Here is a 17,547-nt window from a genome sequence, read left to right as displayed (position 1 = left end):
CTCGCTATATAAAAATCGTCAAGCCTTGACGGCAGAGATGCCACCAAAGAACAGGTCGGCGACCATAGGCGCCACCGCCTCATAACTCAAATCACCATCGGGCTTGAGCCAGGTGAAGGTCCAGTTGATCATGCCGAACAGCAGCATGGTCAGCGGCTTGTGCAGCTTGGCTGCGCTCAACTCCGGCCGCAGTGCCGCCACCGCGTCGGCAAAGGCAGCCACCACGCGGCGCTCGATTTCGAGCAGCCGGGCACGGTCCTCGTCGTTCAAGAACTTGACGTCCTCGGTCAAGACCCGATGTTCGTTTTGCGCTTCGCCGTAGGCCTGCACAAAGCGCGCAATCAAGGCCCGCAGCAAGGCTTCGGGCGCGAGAGATTGCTCGCGTGCCTGCGTTTGCACCTCGGTGACCAAAGTCTCCAACCACTGCACATGGGTCTCGCAGATCTGCATCAAGAGCTCATGCTTGTCACGCACATAGTGATAAAGCGTGGGCTTGGAGACCGCGCAGGCCTCGGCCACCGCATTCATCGAGGTACCGGGGTAGCCCTGGTTCGCAAACAGGCGCGCCGCGTTGCGCAAAATTTCATCGCGTTGGTTCTCGAAACCGGGGGCGCGTCCACGAGCCATGGCTGCTCAGTCCTCACTCAGCGTTCATCGAAAGAAATCACCACGCGCGGCGTCAAGGCATGGGCCTGGCAGCTGAGGATGAATCCTGCCGCCACTTCGGCCTTGTCGAGCGCAAAGTTCTTGTCCATGCGCACCTCGCCCTCCATCAGCTTGCAGCGGCAAGTCGAGCAGACGCCGCTCTTGCAAGAAAACGGCACGTCCATGCCGGCGCGCGCCGCCGCGTCGAGCAGGCTGGCGTCGGTCTTGGCAAACTCGATCTCGCGACTGACGCCGTCGCGTATCACCGTGACGCGGGCGCTGTCGGCATCGCCCGCCAAGACCAGATGCGGCGCCGGCCGGCCGGTCTGCATCTCGACCGTACCGAAGCGCTCGACATGGATGCGATCCTCCGGCACGCCGGCCACCTTCAGCGCGCCCTCGACCGCTTCGTTCATCTCGAACGGACCGCAGACAAAGACATGGTCAATGCTGTTGGCCGGCAGCAAGGCTTGCATGAATTCGCTCAGCTTGGCGGCGTCGATGCGCCCGGCTTGCAGCGGCGAATCCACATGCTCACGCGAGAACACATGATGCAAGGCCAGTCGCGTCATGTAGCGATTTTTCAGGTCCTCGATCTCCTCCTTGAACATCGTCGAGGCCTGCGCGCGATTGCCGTAGATCAGCGTGAAGCGGCTCAAAGGTTCGCGCGCCAGCAGCGTCTTCATGATGGACAAAATCGGCGTGATGCCCGAACCGGCGGCGATGCCGACATAGTGGCGCGCTTCGCCAGTGGCCGCTGCCACCGCACCAAAACGACCTTGCGGCGGATAGCTTTCGATCACCGCACCGGGTTTCAAGTCCTGGTTGACCCAGGTCGAAAACGCCCCGCCCTCGACCCGCCGCACACCGACGCGCAGTTCGCCGTCATCGGCGCCGGCGCAAATCGAATAGCTGCGGCGCAGGTCCTGGCCATTGATCTCGTGACGCAGGGTCAGGTATTGCCCGGCGCTGAACTTGAAGGTGTCGCGCAGGGCGACGGGCACGTCAAACGCGACCACGACCGCTTCGTCGGTATCGGGCGTTATGGCGCGTACCGTCAGAGGATGAAAATGCAAGCTGCTCATTGCCGCGCTCTCTTTTGTCAAATAGGTTTGAAATGTTCGAACGGCTCTTGGCAAGCCAGGCAGCGGTACAAGGCCTTGCAGGCGGTGGAGCCGAAGGCCGAGAGCTTCTCGGTGTGATCGCTGCCGCAACGCGGGCAGGCGAGCTTATTCAAGGACGCACGGTGCACCAGCCGGATCGGCTGAGCCTCGGCCGACAAGACCCGACCGGGCGGCGCAATGCCGTAGGCGCGCAACTTCTCGCGCCCTTCCTCGCTGATCCAGTCAGTCGTCCAGGCCGGCGCGCGCTGCATCGTGATTTGAATCTCGCCGAACGCGGCCAGCGCGGCGCGCACATCGTCTTGAATCAGCTCTGTCGCTGGGCAACCGGAGTAGGTCGGCGTCAGCACCACCTCCAGGCCGCCGGCTGTTTCTCTCAGGTCGCGCACAATGCCCAACTCGCAGAGCGATATCACCGGCACCTCGGGGTCGGGAATTTGGCGCAACACCTCCCAGGCGGCGGCGAGCCGGCCACAGGGGCTGGACTGCTGCTGATGCGAACTCACCATTTACCGCCGGGGTAGCTGCGCTGCAAATACTGCATCTCAGCCAGCAGATGGCCCATATGCTCGCTGTGCACACCGCGCCGGCCGGCCGATACATAGGCACTGGCTTTTGGATGAGCCAGACCGGCATCGGCCAAAACCTCGTTCAGATGCGCCGTCCATTCCGGCTTCAACTCGGCCCAGGATGGGCCCAGGCCAAGAGCCACCGCTGCGGCATCGACCGCGTCGGCATCGAACAGCTCATTGAACAGCGGCCACAGCTGCGCTAACGCTTCCGCCATACGGGCTGTGGACTCGGCCGTGCCATCACCGAGGCGCACCACCCAATCGGCCGCATGCTGCTGGTGATAGGCGCTCTCCTTGACCGCCTTGGCAGCGATCGCTGCCACTTCAGGGTCGGTCGAGCTTTGCAGACGCCGCCATAGCAGCAACATCCAGGTCGCCACCGCGAAGTTGCGCACCTGCGTGAACGCGAAGTCACCACGCGGCAATTCCATCAGCACCGGGTTCAGGTACTGGCGCTCTTCACGCAGAAAGGCCAGCTGATCTTCATCATGGCCCTGCCCGTCCAAATGCGCGGCATGCGTCAGCAAGGCCCGAGCCTGGCCGAGCAGGTCCAAGGCCATATTGGCGAGGGCCAGGTCTTCTTCGAGGATGGGCGCATGGCCGCACCACTCACCCAGGCGCTGGGCCAAGATCAGGCAGCTGTCGCCGATGCGCAGCAGGTATTGGACCTGTGGCGAGGAACCGACTTGTACGGAGGCTTGGCTCATGACTGGATTACATGTGGTTGATGGCATCGGGCAGCTCATAGAAGGTCGGATGCCTATACACCTTGTCTTCCATCGGGTCGAAGTACATGCCCTTCTCGCCCGGGTCCGAGGCGACGATCTGATTCGACAGCACCACCCAGATGCTGGTGCCTTCTTGGCGCCGGGTGTAGACCTCGCGGGCCATCTGCACGGCCATCTTGGCGTCGGCGGCATGCAGGCTGCCGCAATGCTTGTGGTCCAGCCCGGCCTTGGAACGCACAAAGACTTCCCACAATGGCCATTCGTTTGCTGTGCTCATGCTGCTTGCTCCTTGATTGTTTGTTTACGGGCATGGGCGAGCGCGGCTTCGCGCACCCAGGCACCGTCGTCCCAAGCCTTGACGCGGGCTGAGAGGCGCTCGCGGTTGCAGGGCCCGTCGCCGCCGACGACGCGCCAGAACTCGGCCCAGTCGATCGCGCCAAAATCATGCGCCCCGCGTGCCTCGTTCCACTTCAGATCGGGGTCCGGCAATGTGATGCCCAGCAACTCGGCCTGCGGCACCGTCGCGTCGACGAACTTCTGACGCAGCTGATCATTGGTGATGCGCTTGATGCCCCAACGGATCGACTGTTCGGAGTTCGGCGAGTCCTTGTCGGCCGGGCCAAACATCATCAGCGACGGCCACCACCAACGGTTGACCGCATCCTGCACCATCGCTTTTTGCGCGACATTGCCCTCGCGCATCATCACCAGCAGCGACTCATAACCCTGGCGTTGGTGGAAGCTCTCTTCACGGCAAACGCGGATCATCGCCCGGGCATAGGGGGCGTAGGAGCAGCGGCACAGCGGCACCTGGTTCATGATGGCCGCGCCGTCGACCAGCCAGCCAACCACGCCGATATCGGCCCAGCTGGTGGTTGGGTAATTGAAGATCGAGCTGTACTTGGCCTTGCCCGAATGCAGCGCATGGAGCATCTGATCGCGGCTGGTGCCCAAGGTCTCGGCGGCCGAATAAAGATACAGGCCATGGCCGCCTTCGTCTTGCACCTTGGCCAGCAGAATCGCCTTGCGCTTGAGCGTCGGCGCGCGGCTGATCCAGTTGCCTTCGGGCAGCATGCCGACAATTTCCGAATGCGCATGCTGGCTGATCTGGCGCACCAGCGTCTTGCGGTAATGCTCGGGCATCCAGTCCTTGGCCTCGATAAAGTCGCCGGCATCGATCCGGGCCTCAAACACCGCTTCTTTGGCCGCGTCCTCCGCACTCTTGACCTTGGCGGCCGCATCCTGCGGGCCCACACTCATCGCTTGGGTATACATAGTTTGTCTTCCTTGATTCAGGCTCAGCCTTGGGGCTCGCTGGGACCATGCAGGGCCACCACCGGCTTGCCCTTGATGCGGTAAGAGCGGCCCCTGAACACCGCAATCAACTCATCGGCCTGGTTGGTGATGGTGATGTCATAAACACCGGTGCGTCCCGCCAAAGAGGTTTCCTTGGCCACCGCCTTGAGCCGGTCGCCCAGCCTGGAGGGTGCGACGATGTCGATAGCAAAACCCGAAGCCACGGTCAGCTCGTTATAGGAGTTGCAGGCGAAGGCAAAGGTCGAATCGGCCAGCGCCGTGACCATGCCGCCGTGGCAGATGTCGAAGCCGTTGAGCATGCTCTCGGTCACCGTCATCGCCAGCGTCGCCGAGCCGGGGCCTATGGCCAGCACATCCATGCCCAGCGCTTTGCTGGCCCGGTCATTGGCGAACATGCCGTCCCGTACGGCTTCGGCAATTTCTTGTGAGGTCATGGGATTTCTCCTGGCCCAATCCTGGATTAACGGTCGCTGAACTTGGGCGCGCGCTTTTGCAAAAATGCGGCCGCGCCCTCTTGATAGTCATCGGCAAAACCGAGTCGGCTTTGCTGCATGGCCTCCAGCTTCAAGGCATCCTCGAATTCAAGCCTGCCCGCCTCGTCAAAAGCACGGCGCGTTTGGGCCATCGCGCGCACCGGCATTTGGCTAAGGCGCTGGGCGAGCGCTTGCGCCGTGACTGCAAGTTCCTCGTCGGGCACGCAGCGATAGATCAAGCCCATGGCCTGCGCCTCGGCCGCCGGCAGCTTCTCGCCCAACAAGGCCAACTGCAACGCACGCGCGCGGCCGACCAAGCGCGGCAGCAGCCAGGTGCCGCCGCAATCCGGGATCAGGCCGATTTTGGAGAAGGCCTGGATGAAATTGGCCGAAGCGCCGGCAATGACCAGATCGCAGCCCAGCGCGAAATTGGCGCCAGCACCGGCCGCTACGCCGTTCACAGCGGCGATCACGGGCACTGGCATGCTGCGTACGCGCAGCGCCAAAGGGATGTAATAGGCATCGAGCAAATGGCCGATGTCCTTGGGCGCTTCGCCGGGCTGCAAATTCGGATTAACCAAGGGGTCGGACAAATCCTGACCGGCGCAAAAGCCTCGCCCGGCGCCTGTGATGACCACACAGCGCACGCCCGCGTCGTCTGCGGCCGCATCCAGGGCGGCCCGCATCTGGGCCAACATGGCGCTGGTAAACGCATTCAAGGCGGCCGGGCGATTGAGCGTCAGCGTCCGCACTGCGCCGTCTTGGCTGATCTCGATCAAGGGGTCATGCATGGCGGGCCTCAAGTGTCAAAGCGGCCAAGGTGCTTCGGAACTTCCCCAAAAACACTCTTGACCGACCGGTCGGTAGATCGTAAGGTGCGCTTTGATTTAGCGCAAGCCAAGGTGATCTAGTGGAAACCCTAGATCCCTCCCCCTCCCGGGCCCGGCGCAGCCCGAAAACAAAGGATTCACAGATGCCTTGCTACGCCATCGACGGCGTGATTCCCGTCGTCCACCCCAGCGCCTATGTTCACCCGACCGCCGTACTGATCGGTGATGTGATCATCGGCCCCGGCTGCTACGTCGGCCCCTTGGCCAGCTTGCGTGGTGACTTTGGCCGCATCGTCTTGCACGAAGGCGTGAATGTGCAGGACAGCTGTGTGATGCACGGCTTTCCGGCCTCGGAGACCGTGGTCGAGGCCAATGGCCATATCGGCCACGGCGCCGTGCTGCATGGTTGTGTGGTGCGCCACGATGCGCTGGTAGGCATGAACGCGGTGGTGATGGACGAGGCCGAGGTCGGCGCCTACAGCATCGTCGCCGCCTGCGCCTTCGTGCGCGCCGGGCTCAAGCTGCCCGAGAAATCACTGATTGCCGGCCTGCCGGCCAAGGTGATGCGGCCCTTGAGCGAGGACGAAATCAAATGGAAGCTGGCCGGCACGCAGACCTATCAAGACCTGACCCTGCGCTGTCTGGCCAGCATGCAAGAGGTGCCGCCACTGGCAGCGCAGGAGGCAGATCGCCCAAAACTGCCCACCCAACTGCACAAACCGCGCGCTGCCGGCCTGGCCGGCAAATAGTTACTCGCCCGGCAGTACCCGCACTCGGGCCGCCAAGGTCGCCACCAGAGCCCGCGGCAAAGTCCAGGGCTGCGCGCGCGGCAAGGCATAGTCACTGCTCGCCGTGCAGGCGGCCGTGGCCGCTGCGACCGCCCAGCGCAAATGTTGCTCGGGCGGCGCTGCCGGCTCGCGCATCAGACTGGACAACAAACCCGCTATCGCAGCATCACCCAGGCCGAGCGCTGTCTTGCCTGCAAGGTCCTCCAATTGCGGTGGCTCGGCATGCCACTCACCGCTCCCGCTGTATAGCGTGGCGCCCTGGGCACCACGCGTCAGCAGCACAAAAGCACCCGGATTCCAGGCCCCGATCTGAGCCAGACCGGAGTGATAGTCTGCGCTGCGAAACAAACCGCACAGCTCGGCGGTTGAGACCTTGATGACATCGGCAAGACGGCACATGCGCTCCAGGCTGTCGTCATAGCGGGAATCCATCAGGGTCCGAAAGCCGGGGGCGTAAGCAATCTTCTTGCCCTCTGCTTTAAGGCCAGCGGCCAAGGCCTCAAGCCGCTGGGCCTGCGGTTGGCGCACCAGCCCCAGGCCTCCAAAGTGAGCCCAGCGCAGCGCCTTGACCCAGCCGGCAGGCAGGCCCTCGGGCCGAAAATGCTGATCCGCGCTGTCGGCACCGACGAAAAACCCGTCGGGGGCTTCTTCCGCGTCGATGAAGTTCAGCAGCGGCGGGCGAGGGAGCTGCTGCAAATAGCGCAAATCCAGATTGGCGTCCGTACAGGCGCGCCAGATATCTTGCCCAAACAGGTCCGAGCTGATCGCACCAGCGTAGGCACTGAGCTCTCCCAAGCTGGACATCGCCATCGCCACCTGCCAGGGCGAGCCGGCGCAAGCACTGCGCCAGCGCTGATCCTCGTCGCGGACAAGGTCAATCCGAACTTCGCCGAAGGCAACGAAGCGCGCCAGATCGGGGTGAAGCAGAGTTTGCGTGAGCGGCATGCCCGCATTCAAACATCGCGCGCCGTTTAGGGCAATGTCTGGCGAGTATTTCGGCTTGGCCGCCACAAGGCTGCAATTAAAGCAACAGGCCGGTGTTTACCGTCCATTTCAGGCGTTTGCGAGCCATCCAGCGCGGCGAACGCCAAGCACAAGGGCAAAGTGGGCCGCATTTCCGGCGACCACGAAACCTCGGGGCTCACTACATTTATCGGACAAGAAAAGCAAAACTTGAACAGGATTTTGGTGAATCGGAGTTTCACATGACGTTTATGTCCAATCTGCCACCGGAGCAAATTGCCAAGCTGTCGACGACAGCGATTGCCGCGCTCACCAGCAGTGATTGGCAGGCTTTCAACAACGAGCAAGTGGCTGCCTTGACCGCGATCCAGGTCAGCGCCATCTCGTCGCGCGGCTGGCTGAGCATCAGCCCTGAGCAAGTGGTAGCACTGAGCATAGACGCCATGGCAGGCCTGAACGCGCGCGCCATGCCCTTGCTGCCCAGCAGCTTGCTGGGCGCCTTGCACAACGATCAGATTGCCGCACTGAGCGTCGTCGGCCTGCGTGCCCTGACCAGTGCCCAAGCGCCCGCGCTGCAGCCCGAATGGCTGGGCGCTTTGGCCTCGCCGCAGGTTCAAGCCCTCTCGAATGCGGCCTTGACGGCCATTGGCCCCAGTCAAATTGCCGGCTTGCACGCAGACACGGTGCAGAGCTTTTCAGAGCTTCAGATTCGCACTTTGAAGACTCAACAGATCGCCGCCTTCAGCGACGAAGGACTGGGCGCGCTCGCATCGAATCAGCTGCGCGCCATGGCCACGGCCCAAGTCCAGGCATTGAGCAGCGCCCAGTTGGACGCACTCGGCACCGCTCAACTTGACGGTTTGAGCAGCAGCCAACTCGGCGTGCTGAGCACGACGCAGTTCAATGCCCTGGACGCCAGCGATCTACAAAGCCTGGAAACCGCACAGCTGCGCGGCCTCGGCAGCCGCCATATCGCCCAGCTCGATGCCAGCGAATTGGGCAGCCTCAGTGAAGCCCAAATTTCGTCCTTCAGCTCGGCCCAGGCGGCTGGGCTGAACAGCTTGGCCCTGGCCGGTCTGTCGGACACGCAGTTGCATGCGCTGTCCAGCGCAGCCCTGGCCGGCATGAGCAGCGCCACTTTGCAAGGGCTGAGCCCTGAGCAAATCGCCGCACTCGACCCGGCGCAAATCAAAGGTTTGAGCAGCGCGGCCTTGCGCGGTTTGTCAGACCTCGCGCTGGCCGCCTTCAGCACCGAGCAGGTCGGCTTCTTCAGCTCCAGCCAGCTCAATGCTTTCAGCACGCACCAACTGCAGCTGCTGGATGAGGGCCAGATCGCCGCCCTGAGCACGGCCGCCTTGCGCGGCTTGGCCGGCAGCAGCGTCGCGGCCTTGACGGAGGCACAGCTCGACGCGCTGCAGTTTGAGCAGGTGCGCTCGTTCAGCACCCAGGCGGTGCGCGCATTGCAAATCACCCAGCTCAATCAGCTCGACACGGATCAACTCGGCGCGCTCAGCAACCCGCAGATTGCCGCGCTGAGCAGCACGCAGCTAGCCGGCTTGGACGCTGGCATCGTCGGCAGCTTGAACAGCGCGCAGCTGATGGCGCTGAGCTCCAGCCAGTTCGGCCGCCTGAGCAATCAGGCACTTGCCGATCTGAGCGCCGATCAAGTCGGCCTGCTCAGCAGCAAACAGCTGCTGGGCCTCAATAGCGCGCAGTTCGGTTTGATGAGCAGCAGCGATGTCGCAGCCTTGTCCGTGAATACCTTGCGCAGCCTGAGCAGCAGCCAGCTGGCCGGCATGAATTCCGAGGACTATGAAGCACTCAGCGATAAACAGTTTCAAGCACTGAACGCCGCTCAGTTAAAGGGCTTGGGTGGTGAGCTGATCGGGAAACTGGGCATCGAGCAAATCGCGGCCATCAGCTCGGCGCAAATGGGCGGCTTCAGTGCCGCGCAGCTGCGCCAGCTCAGCCTCGAGCAAATCGCCGTCCTCAGCACCCAAGCCATCAGCGGCCTGGGCAGCGCCGGCGCCGGTTCGCTGAGCAGCAGCCAGGTCGCGGCTTTGGATGCGGATCAGTTTCGCGCCCTCTCCGGCTCGGCCATCAATGCGCTGACCAGCGGCGTGATGGTGGGCTTGACGCCCTCCCAGCTGGCCGCTCTCTCGCCGGCGCAGATTGCCTTGCTCGGCACGGCACAGATCAGCGCCTTGGGTGCACAGCAAATCGACGCGCTGAGCGCCACACAGGTGGCAGGATTGACGGCCAATCAGTTCGGCCGACTGAGCGCCGAGGCCATCGCCTCCTTGAACGCCGATCAACTGGCGGCCATCACGGCGCGCCAGTTTGCCGGCGCCTCGCCGGCGCAAATCAGCCAGCTGAGCCCAGAGCAATTCCGCTTCATCAGCCCAAGCACGCTGGGCGCCTTGAACAACAGCCAGGTGGCCGCCTTGAGCACGGCCGACATCGCGGCCCTGAGTGGCGCGCAGTTCGCGGGCTTCGGCCCGGCTCAGCTGCGTGCCTTGCCCGACGCCGTATTGGCCTCGCTGAGTCTGGACCAATTGGGCGGCCTCAGTGCGGCCCAGGCGGCCGGCCTGCAAGCCCATCAGATCAAGACATTTTTGCCCGAGCAACTGGCCGCCTTCAGCAACACGGCCTTGCGCGCCCTTGGTGCAGGCGCAGCCCAGGCCTTGAGCGCCGAGCAGCTCAAAGCGCTCGAGCCCGGTCAAATTGCGTCGCTGTCCAAATTGGCCCTGACCAGCCTGGACGTGTCCCAGCTGCAAGTGCTCAATATCGATCAATGGGCCGCGCTCGGCCCCGCCAATGTGGCCGCGCTGACCCTGACACAAATCGCTGGGCTGGGCAGCGCCCAAGCATCGATGCTGACGCCAAGCGAGCTGGCCGCACTCAGCGCCAGCCAGTTCAACCGCCTCAGCGCTGCGGCCGTGCAAGGCCTGACCATAGACCAATTGGAGGCGCTGGGCACGCGCCAGCTGCAAGCCATGAGCGGCGTTCAGCTGCAAGCGCTCTCGCATCTGCAGGTGCAGGCACTGAGCCCTTCGGCCATAGGCAGCCTGTCGCTCGATGCGATCAAGGTGCTCAGCCTCGATAGCCTGACGCCGACCCAGCTGGCAGGCCTGCGGGCGGTGCAAATCCAGTCGCTCGGCGATGCCGCCATCGCGACCTTCAGCAACGCGCAGATTGCGGGCCTGAGCGGGCAACAAGTGGCCGGGCTGACCGCGCACCAGATGACGCTCTTGTCACCCGGCCAGATCGCGGCCGTCAGCACCGAGGCCTTGGGGGCCTTGTCGGCCAAGGCGGCGGAGGCGATGACGACATCGCAATTGGCCGCCCTGACCACCGCCCAGATGCAGGTCTTGGGCACGCAAGCCGCTCACGCCTGGTCGAATGCGCAATGGTCCGCCGTCAACAGCGCCCAGGCAGGCGCCTTGAACACGGCCGCCATCGCCGTGCTCACTACCGCTCAATTCAATAGTTTGGCGCCTGACGCCGTGCTAGCCCTGAACTCGCAGCAAGTGCTGAGCCTGTCAAGCGCGGCACTGCGCAGCCTGGGCACCCATCACCTGGGCATGCTCAGCGATGAGCAATGGGGCGAGCTGGGCGCACGCCAGCTGAGCGCCTTGTCGACAGCGCAGGTAGCGCGCCTGAGCGTCGGCCAGGCCGGCGCCTTGGATGCTGCCGCCTTGAGCGGCTTCAGCACCCAGCAGTGGCGTGCCATGGGGACACAACAGTTGCAAGGCCTTGAGACCGATGCGATACGCGCGCTCAGCGGCAGCGCTCTGATCAGCCTTTCACAAACGCAGGTCCAGGCCTTGTCGACGCTGCAAATCCAATCGCTCTCGAACCTGGCCCTGCGCCAACTCGACAGCACGCAGGTGCAAGAGTTCAGCGGCACCCAGCTCCAGGCCCTGGGCAGTGCGCAGATCGGCGCGCTGGCGGCCAATGTCTGGCCATCGTTGAGTGCGGCCCTGCCCTTGCTGAGCACGGCCCAAGTCGCTGGCCTGACCAGCCTCCAGATTCAAGGCTTCAGCAGCGCCGACATCCTGGCGCTCAGCCCGGCCCAGGTCGCGGCGCTGAATGTCGCGACCATCCCGGCCCTGTCCACCTCGGCCATCAAGCTGCTCAGCATCGCCCATCTGGCCGCACTGACGACCGAGCAGACGCAGGCGCTGACCGGCGCTGAGCTGGGGGCAATGAACAGCGCGCAGCTGGATGCCTTCTCCAGCCAGCAGGTCTACGCCTTGCAGCCCGCGGCCATCGCAACCTTGAGCAGTGATCAGCTGACCGCGCTGGTCATGAATGACCTGGCCGCCGTCAGCACCGCAACTTTCGCCAGCCTGAGCAGCACCGCGATCGCGCAAATCACGGCCCAGGCCAGACCCGAAATCAGCACCGCCCAGCTGGCCGCGCTGACCTCCACGCAAGCACCGGGCTTGAGCACGGCCGAGTTGGCCAGCCTGAGCACCGCGCAGATGGAAGCGCTGTCGGTCGCGGCCTTGCACAGCCTCAGCAGCGCCCAATTCGCCGCCTTCAGCAGCACGCAAATGCTGGCGCTGAGCAGCGCGCAGGTCGAAGCGCTGAACAAGAACGAATTGCCGCTCTTGGGTCTGGACACCATGAAAGCGCTCAACGCGAGCCAAATCCAGGCGCTGAGCTCGGCGCAGATCGTGTTGCTCAGCAGCGCCCAGCTGCAGGCCATCAACCCGGACAGCCTGCGCGCTTTGACGACGGCCGCGCTGGACGCCATCAGCGCCGACAACTTCGGCGCCTTGCGGCCGGCCCAAATTGCCGCCTTGGGCGAAAGCCAGATTACCGCACTCGACGCCGGCCAGTTGCATGCGATGTCGGCCGCGGCCTTGCAAGCCCTCAATGTCGGACAAATCAATCTGCTGACAACCCAGCAGCTGCAAGGCCTCAGCGGCACGCAGATCAATGCCTTTGCGCCGCAGCAACTGGTCGCACTGAGCACGGCCGCGATCGGCTCGCTGAGCCTGGAGCAACTGAAAGGGTTGAGCCCCACCCATATCGGCGAGCTGTCGCCGACGCAATTGGCGGCAATTGCGCCGTTCCGGCTCAGCGAACTCCCGACCAGTCATATCGCTGCCCTCAGCGTCACGCAACTGGCCGGCCTGACCGTGCCGCAGGTCTTGACCCTGAGCGATGCTCAGTTCGGCGCCCTGAGTGCGGCGCAAATGCCCGGCATCAGCGTTGACGCTTTGAAAGCGATGGCGCCGTCACAGTTTGGTGAGTTCCGCCCCGACCAGCTGGCGGCGCTGACGGCGGTGCAGATCGTGGCACTTTCCCCGGCCGACCTGGCCCAGCTGAGCGCCCAGCACATCAGCGCAATGGAGCCCTTGCAGTGGAAGGCCTTGTTGCCTGCGCAAGTGGCGGCACTGAGCGCGGCCCAAGTCGATGTGATTGGACCCAGCCACCTGGCTTTGTTTGCGCCGGCCCAAATCGCAGCGCTCAGCACTGCCGCCATCACGACCTTGTCCGGCGCGCAGCTCAATGCGCTGCCCATGACAGACGTGGCGGCCCTCACACAAGGCCAGATCGCCGCGCTCAGCACCGAGCAACTCGCCACCATGGACATGGCCCATGTGGCCGCATTCACAGGCACGCAGCGCGAAGCGATGACGCCGGCACAGTTAGGGGTCCTGGCCGCCGCCTCGCCGCTGATGCTGGATCTGAGCGGCATTGGCGTCAGCGACGGTGTTGGTGCAGGTGCGCATACCCTCGGCGTTGAGAACGGCGTCACCTTTGACATCAATGCCAATGGCCATGCCTCGCAAATCGGCTGGGCCGCTGCCGGCAACGGCATGCTGGCATTGGATCGCAACGGCAATGGGCAGATCGACAACGGCGCCGAGCTTTTTGGCACGGCCACCAAGCTGAACAACGGCCATCTGGCCGACAACGGCTTTCATGCCTTGGCACAGCTGGACAGCAATCACGACGGCAAGATCTCGGCCGCCGACACTGAGTTCAATCATCTGCAGGTCTGGGTCGGCGCCAGCAACAGCTCCAAAGGCCAGCTGCACAGCCTGGCCGAGTTGGGCGTCGTCGAGCTGGATCTGAATGCGAACCACCAAGAAGTGATCCAAAACGGCAATCTGATCGGCATGGCTTCCAACTTCAAAACCGCCGACGGCCAGACCCATGAGTTGGTCGACGTCTGGTTTGCGCAAGCGCCGCCGGCCAACAACAAGGACAGCTCAGGTCCGACCCTGCATGATTTGCTGCAAGGCCCATCGGCCAATTTGCTGACGGACCGGCTATCGCCAGCGGCCGAACCGCTCGCAACAGACCTGCAGCAGCACAGCACAGCACATCACGCCCTGTTCCGGGCCGAGCAATTGCACGACGAACTCGAACGCAACAAGGCCAATTTGCTAATCTGAATTGGCGTGACCCGCATGGATGCGACTGGTGCTGACTGAAGTTCTGAGGCGGCCCGCCCGAAGCGGGCACAATGCAGCGCTATGTCAGACAAGGTCATTCCCATCCTCGACCAACGCAGTGGCCAGGCGCTGCCCAAGCTGCCTGCACAGATGCTGCCCCCGACGGGTTTGCTGGCCGACGCACTGGGCCGGCCGCTGCGCGATCTGCGCATTTCGGTCACCGACCGCTGCAATTTCCGCTGCAGCTACTGCATGCCCAAGCAGGTGTTTGACAAGCATTACGAGTTCTTGCCGCACAGCGACCTGCTCAGCTTTGAAGAAATCACCCGCTTGGCGCGCGTCTTTGTCGCCCACGGCGTGCAAAAGCTGCGCCTGACCGGCGGCGAGCCGCTGCTGCGCCGACATATCGAGGCGCTGATCGAAATGCTCAGCGAGATCCGCACGCCCGAGGGGCTGCCGCTGGACCTGACGCTGACCACCAATGGCTCGCTGCTGGCTCGCAAGGCCGCCTCGCTGAAGGCCGCCGGCTTGCAGCGCGTGACGGTCAGTCTGGACGGGCTCGACGATGCGGTGTTTCAGCGCATGAACGATGTGGGCTTCCCCGTCGCCGAGGTCTTGGCCGGCATCGAGGCGGCGCAAGCGGCGGGTCTGGGCCCGATTAAGGTCAATATGGTGGTCAAGTGCGGCGTCAATGACCAAGAGATTTTGCCGATGGCGCGGCATTTTCGCGGCAGCGGCGTAACGCTGCGCTTCATCGAATACATGGATGTGGGCGCCACCAATGGCTGGCGCATGGACGAGGTGCTGCCGTCAAGCGAGGTGTTGGCACGGCTGCGCGAAGAATTTGACTTGCTGCCGCTGTCGGCCAGCGTCGCCGGCGAAACGGCCGAACGCTGGAGTTACGATTCCGAAAATGCCGGCGGCCAAGGCGAAATCGGCCTGATCTCCAGCGTTACCCAAGCCTTTTGCGGCGACTGCAACCGCGCCCGCCTGTCCACCGAGGGCAAGCTCTACACCTGCTTGTTCGCCCACCGTGGCCACGACTTGCGCGCCTTGCTGCGCAGCGGCGCGAGTGAGGCCGAACTCAGCGGCGCCATCGGCCTACTGTGGGGCGCACGCGCGGACCGCTATTCGCAGCTGCGTGCCAGTGGCGTTTCAAGCCTGGGCGACGGCGAGCGCCGGGTTGAAATGCACTATATCGGCGGCTGAATATCAATGCCGAACCAGGACATGAGCACCGACCCGCCCATCAAGCTGATGCGCCTGGCCGACTTAAGCGCCTACAAGCAGCTGCGCGACGGCATGCTGGCCGCCCACCCCCAGGCTTTCACCTCGGACGCTGCCACCGAACTCAAGCGCGATGCCGACAGTTACCGAGGCCGCCTCAGCGGCGGAGGCGATGGGGCCAACCTCTTTACGCTGTGCGCCTGGGCCGGGCCTCGCATGATTGGCGCCATCAGCTGCGAGCATGAGGCGCGCATCAAGGTGCGCCATATCGCCCACATCGTCGGCATGATGGTCAGCGACGAGATGCATGGCCAGGGCGTGGGCCGCCGCTTGCTGGAGCGGGCCTTGACGCTGCTGCAGGGCGAGCCGGTGCTGGAGTTGGTGACCCTGACGGTGACTTCCAGCAACACCCGCGCCGTGCGCCTGTACGAGGGATGTGGTTTCACCCGCTATGGGCGGCTGGAGGGTGCGATCAAGCTGCAGGACGGACAAGTGCTGGCCAAGGACTTGATGAGCCGCCGTCTGCGTTGAAACTGACCGAACTGAACCCCGGATATGACAAGAAAAATAGCCCCGAGCAAAGAACAAACCACCTTGCTGCCGCCGTTTGAATGCTTGCGTTTGGACCAGATCCTGGTGCCGACCACGCTGCCCCAATTTGAAGCAGCTGCGGCGGACATTGCGCAGGCCGGTGTGGTCGGCTTCGACACCGAGTCCAAACCGACCTTTTTGAAAGACAGCGTCAGCGAAGGCCCTCACATCGTGCAATTTGCGACCTTGCAGCGGGCTTATATCTTTCAGCTGCATCAGGACGATTGCCGGCAATATCTGGCCGACTTGCTGTGTTCCAGCAAGGTCTTGAAGGTCGGCTTCGGGCTGGAGTCCGATCATGAGCAGATTCAGCACAAGCTGGGCTTTCGCTTGGCCAACGTGCTGGACTTGAACCAGGTTTTCCGCAAAGACGGCTATGCCAACTCGACCGGCGCGCGTGCCGCCGTGGCCATCATGTTTGAGCAGAAATTCCACAAGTCGAAGAAGATCACCACCTCCAACTGGGCCGAGCGCCAGCTGACGGAGCGCCAGCTGCTTTACGCCGCCAACGATGCCTATGTGGCCTTGCGCGTGCATGCAGCCTTGAATGAAACCCGGAATGCGCCGAAGACACGGCCGGAAGGCCTGGCATGAACCCCTCTTTTGAAGCCATTGCCGCTAGCCTGGCCGGTTATGACCCGCAGGCGCTGCGGGTCGATCTGGCGCAGCAGTTCATCAAGGAGCTCTTGCCCCTGCCGCAACAGTCGGAAAAGCTGGGGCTGCGCGCCGCGCTGGGCCGGGTGCTGGCGGCCGACGTTATCTCGCCGCTGCAGGTGCCGGCTGCCGACAACTCGGCCATGGACGGCTATGCCTTGCGCGCCAGTGACCTATCGCCTGGCGGCGAGACGCGGCTGCGCCTGGCCGGCACCAGCCTGGCCGGCGCCGCGCCGAGCGCGGCCATAGGCTCTGGCCATTGCCAACGCATCATGACCGGCGCCTTGATGCCGCCGGGGCTGGACACCGTGGTGCCGCAGGAATTCACCCGCAGGGACGGCAATTTCATCGTGATCCCTGCCGGTCTCCTGCGCGCCGGCGACAACCGCCGTCTGGCCGGCGAGGACTTGGCGCTGGGCAGCGTGGCTTTGGAGGCTGGGCGTGTCTTGAAGCCGGCCGACCTGGGACTGCTGGCCTCCTTGGGGCTGGCCGAGGTGTTGGTTTGGCGGCGCCTCAAGGTCGCCATCATGTCCACCGGCGACGAGTTAAGAGGCTTGGGCGAGCCACTGCCTCCCGGCTGCGTCTACGACAGCAACCGCTACACGATGTGGGCGATGCTGGAGCGACTCGGTGTCGAGGTGATCGATCTGGGCATCGTGCGCGACCAGCCCGAGGCGCTGCGCGAGGCGTTTTCTCGTGCAGCGGCCGAAGCAGACGCCGTCATCAGCTCCGGCGGCGTCAGCGTCGGCGAGGCTGACCACACCAAGCGGGTGATGGCCGAACTCGGCGAGGTGCTGTTTTGGCGCATCGCGATGCGGCCCGGCCGGCCGATGGCGATCGGGCGCATTCGCAGCGAGGGCAAAACAGCGCTGCTGTTCGGCCTGCCGGGCAACCCAGTGGCGGTGATGGTGACGTTCTATGCCTTTGTTCGCGAAGCCTTGCTGCGCATGAGCGGTGCCAGCCCAGAACCCATGCCCATGCTGCGCGCGGCCAGCACCGGCATGCTGCGCAAGAAGGCCGGCCGCACCGAGTATCAGCGCGGCGTCGTGACGCGCCGCCCAGACGGCCAATGGCAAGTCGCCATCACCGGCAACCAGGGCTCGGGCATCTTGTCGAGCATGAGTCAGGCCAATGGCCTGGTCTTGTTGGGCCACGAACAAGGTGATGTGGCGGTGGGCGATCTCGTTGACGTGCTGCCGTTTGACGGCTTGATGTAAGAACT

General features: G+C 63.8%; 15 protein-coding genes. 6 read left to right on the top strand and 9 right to left on the bottom strand.

Annotated elements, in window-relative coordinates; genetic code table 11:
- Nucleotides 1–18: 18 nt before the first annotated feature.
- The 8 genes from LNV08_RS02215 to LNV08_RS02180 are packed head-to-tail and all read right to left on the bottom strand — an operon-like array spanning nucleotide 19 to nucleotide 5,647.
- A complete protein-coding gene (locus LNV08_RS02215) occupies nucleotides 19–627 on the bottom strand; it encodes a TetR/AcrR family transcriptional regulator (RefSeq protein WP_263532015.1) in 609 nt (202 codons plus the stop codon).
- A 17-nt stretch (nucleotides 628–644) separates the two neighbouring features.
- Nucleotides 645–1,730 carry a 1,2-phenylacetyl-CoA epoxidase subunit PaaE gene (gene paaE / locus LNV08_RS02210; RefSeq protein ID WP_263532014.1) on the bottom strand — a complete coding sequence of 362 codons (1,086 nt, stop codon included), beginning with the start codon at nucleotides 1,728–1,730 and terminating at the stop codon, nucleotides 645–647.
- Nucleotides 1,731–1,747: 17 nt separating this feature from the next.
- Nucleotides 1,748–2,275 carry a 1,2-phenylacetyl-CoA epoxidase subunit PaaD gene (paaD, locus tag LNV08_RS02205; protein ID WP_263532013.1) on the bottom strand — a complete coding sequence of 176 codons (528 nt, stop codon included), beginning with the start codon at nucleotides 2,273–2,275 and terminating at the stop codon, nucleotides 1,748–1,750.
- Nucleotides 2,269–3,045 (bottom strand): 1,2-phenylacetyl-CoA epoxidase subunit PaaC, encoded by a 777-nt coding sequence (gene paaC, locus LNV08_RS02200; protein ID WP_263532012.1) that lies wholly within the window; start codon nucleotides 3,043–3,045, stop codon nucleotides 2,269–2,271. Before paaC ends, paaD begins: the two co-directional genes overlap by 7 nt.
- 7 nt (nucleotides 3,046–3,052) lie before the next feature.
- Entirely contained in the window at nucleotides 3,053–3,343 is a 291-nt protein-coding gene (paaB, locus tag LNV08_RS02195) for a 1,2-phenylacetyl-CoA epoxidase subunit PaaB (protein ID WP_263532011.1), read from the bottom strand.
- Nucleotides 3,340–4,341 carry a 1,2-phenylacetyl-CoA epoxidase subunit PaaA gene (gene paaA, locus LNV08_RS02190; RefSeq protein ID WP_263532010.1) on the bottom strand — a complete coding sequence of 334 codons (1,002 nt, stop codon included), beginning with the start codon at nucleotides 4,339–4,341 and terminating at the stop codon, nucleotides 3,340–3,342. The genes paaB and paaA overlap by 4 nt, the downstream gene beginning before the upstream one ends.
- Before the next feature lie 23 nt (nucleotides 4,342–4,364).
- Nucleotides 4,365–4,817 carry a hydroxyphenylacetyl-CoA thioesterase PaaI gene (paaI, locus tag LNV08_RS02185; protein ID WP_263532009.1) on the bottom strand — a complete coding sequence of 151 codons (453 nt, stop codon included), beginning with the start codon at nucleotides 4,815–4,817 and terminating at the stop codon, nucleotides 4,365–4,367.
- 26 nt (nucleotides 4,818–4,843) lie between these two features.
- On the bottom strand, nucleotides 4,844–5,647 hold the full coding sequence (locus LNV08_RS02180; protein WP_263532008.1) for an enoyl-CoA hydratase-related protein: 804 nt from the start codon (nucleotides 5,645–5,647) through the stop codon (nucleotides 4,844–4,846).
- 182 nt (nucleotides 5,648–5,829) lie between these two features.
- Between LNV08_RS02180 and LNV08_RS02175 the strand changes: the two genes are divergently transcribed.
- Nucleotides 5,830–6,435: a phenylacetic acid degradation protein PaaY gene (locus LNV08_RS02175; protein ID WP_263532007.1), complete on the top strand. Its 606-nt coding sequence runs from the start codon at nucleotides 5,830–5,832 to the stop codon at nucleotides 6,433–6,435.
- On the opposite strand, the gene LNV08_RS02170 is transcribed toward LNV08_RS02175, so the two are convergent.
- Nucleotides 6,436–7,419, bottom strand: coding sequence for a PfkB family carbohydrate kinase (locus LNV08_RS02170; RefSeq protein WP_263532006.1), 984 nt, complete (start codon nucleotides 7,417–7,419; stop codon nucleotides 6,436–6,438).
- Between the two features lie 260 nt (nucleotides 7,420–7,679).
- On the opposite strand from LNV08_RS02170, the gene LNV08_RS02165 reads away from it, so the two are divergent.
- The 5 genes from LNV08_RS02165 to glp all read left to right on the top strand — a co-directional run bounded on the left by LNV08_RS02165 (nucleotide 7,680) and on the right by glp (nucleotide 17,542).
- The gene (locus LNV08_RS02165) at nucleotides 7,680–13,853 is read left to right on the top strand and encodes a hypothetical protein (RefSeq protein WP_263532005.1); all 6,174 of its coding nucleotides are present in this window, start codon (nucleotides 7,680–7,682) and stop codon (nucleotides 13,851–13,853) included.
- 81 nt (nucleotides 13,854–13,934) lie between these two features.
- On the top strand, nucleotides 13,935–15,062 hold the full coding sequence (gene moaA / locus LNV08_RS02160; protein ID WP_263532004.1) for a GTP 3',8-cyclase MoaA: 1,128 nt from the start codon (nucleotides 13,935–13,937) through the stop codon (nucleotides 15,060–15,062).
- Nucleotides 15,063–15,083: 21 nt separating this feature from the next.
- Entirely contained in the window at nucleotides 15,084–15,611 is a 528-nt protein-coding gene (locus LNV08_RS02155; protein ID WP_263532003.1) for a GNAT family N-acetyltransferase, read from the top strand.
- A 24-nt stretch (nucleotides 15,612–15,635) separates the two neighbouring features.
- Nucleotides 15,636–16,265, top strand: a complete 630-nt coding sequence (locus LNV08_RS02150; RefSeq protein WP_263532002.1) for a 3'-5' exonuclease — start codon at nucleotides 15,636–15,638, stop codon at nucleotides 16,263–16,265.
- The gene (gene glp / locus LNV08_RS02145; protein WP_263532001.1) at nucleotides 16,262–17,542 is read left to right on the top strand and encodes a gephyrin-like molybdotransferase Glp; all 1,281 of its coding nucleotides are present in this window, start codon (nucleotides 16,262–16,264) and stop codon (nucleotides 17,540–17,542) included. Before LNV08_RS02150 ends, glp begins: the two co-directional genes overlap by 4 nt.
- The last annotated feature ends 5 nt before the right edge of the window (nucleotides 17,543–17,547 follow it).

It is taken from the genome of Paucibacter sp. TC2R-5, from assembly GCF_025717605.1.
In the GTDB taxonomy this organism is placed as follows: Bacteria; Pseudomonadota; Gammaproteobacteria; order Burkholderiales; family Burkholderiaceae_C; genus Paucibacter_A; species Paucibacter_A albus.
The sequence above is the reverse complement of the archived record's forward strand: the minus strand, read 5'-3'. Positions and strand labels throughout refer to the sequence as shown.

Coding starts and splice junctions, on each gene's coding strand:
- LNV08_RS02175 (WP_263532007.1), top strand. CDS start 5,830: ATGCCTTGCTACGCCATCGACGGCGTGATTCCCGTCGTCCACCCCAGC.
- paaB (WP_263532011.1), bottom strand. CDS start 3,343: ATGAGCACAGCAAACGAATGGCCATTGTGGGAAGTCTTTGTGCGTTCC.
- LNV08_RS02150 (WP_263532002.1), top strand. CDS start 15,636: ATGACAAGAAAAATAGCCCCGAGCAAAGAACAAACCACCTTGCTGCCG.
- glp (WP_263532001.1), top strand. CDS start 16,262: ATGAACCCCTCTTTTGAAGCCATTGCCGCTAGCCTGGCCGGTTATGAC.
- LNV08_RS02165 (WP_263532005.1), top strand. CDS start 7,680: ATGACGTTTATGTCCAATCTGCCACCGGAGCAAATTGCCAAGCTGTCG.
- paaE (WP_263532014.1), bottom strand. CDS start 1,730: ATGAGCAGCTTGCATTTTCATCCTCTGACGGTACGCGCCATAACGCCC.
- LNV08_RS02170 (WP_263532006.1), bottom strand. CDS start 7,419: ATGCCGCTCACGCAAACTCTGCTTCACCCCGATCTGGCGCGCTTCGTT.
- paaA (WP_263532010.1), bottom strand. CDS start 4,341: ATGTATACCCAAGCGATGAGTGTGGGCCCGCAGGATGCGGCCGCCAAG.
- LNV08_RS02215 (WP_263532015.1), bottom strand. CDS start 627: ATGGCTCGTGGACGCGCCCCCGGTTTCGAGAACCAACGCGATGAAATT.
- moaA (WP_263532004.1), top strand. CDS start 13,935: ATGTCAGACAAGGTCATTCCCATCCTCGACCAACGCAGTGGCCAGGCG.
- paaI (WP_263532009.1), bottom strand. CDS start 4,817: ATGACCTCACAAGAAATTGCCGAAGCCGTACGGGACGGCATGTTCGCC.
- paaC (WP_263532012.1), bottom strand. CDS start 3,045: ATGAGCCAAGCCTCCGTACAAGTCGGTTCCTCGCCACAGGTCCAATAC.
- LNV08_RS02180 (WP_263532008.1), bottom strand. CDS start 5,647: ATGCATGACCCCTTGATCGAGATCAGCCAAGACGGCGCAGTGCGGACG.
- LNV08_RS02155 (WP_263532003.1), top strand. CDS start 15,084: ATGAGCACCGACCCGCCCATCAAGCTGATGCGCCTGGCCGACTTAAGC.
- paaD (WP_263532013.1), bottom strand. CDS start 2,275: ATGGTGAGTTCGCATCAGCAGCAGTCCAGCCCCTGTGGCCGGCTCGCC.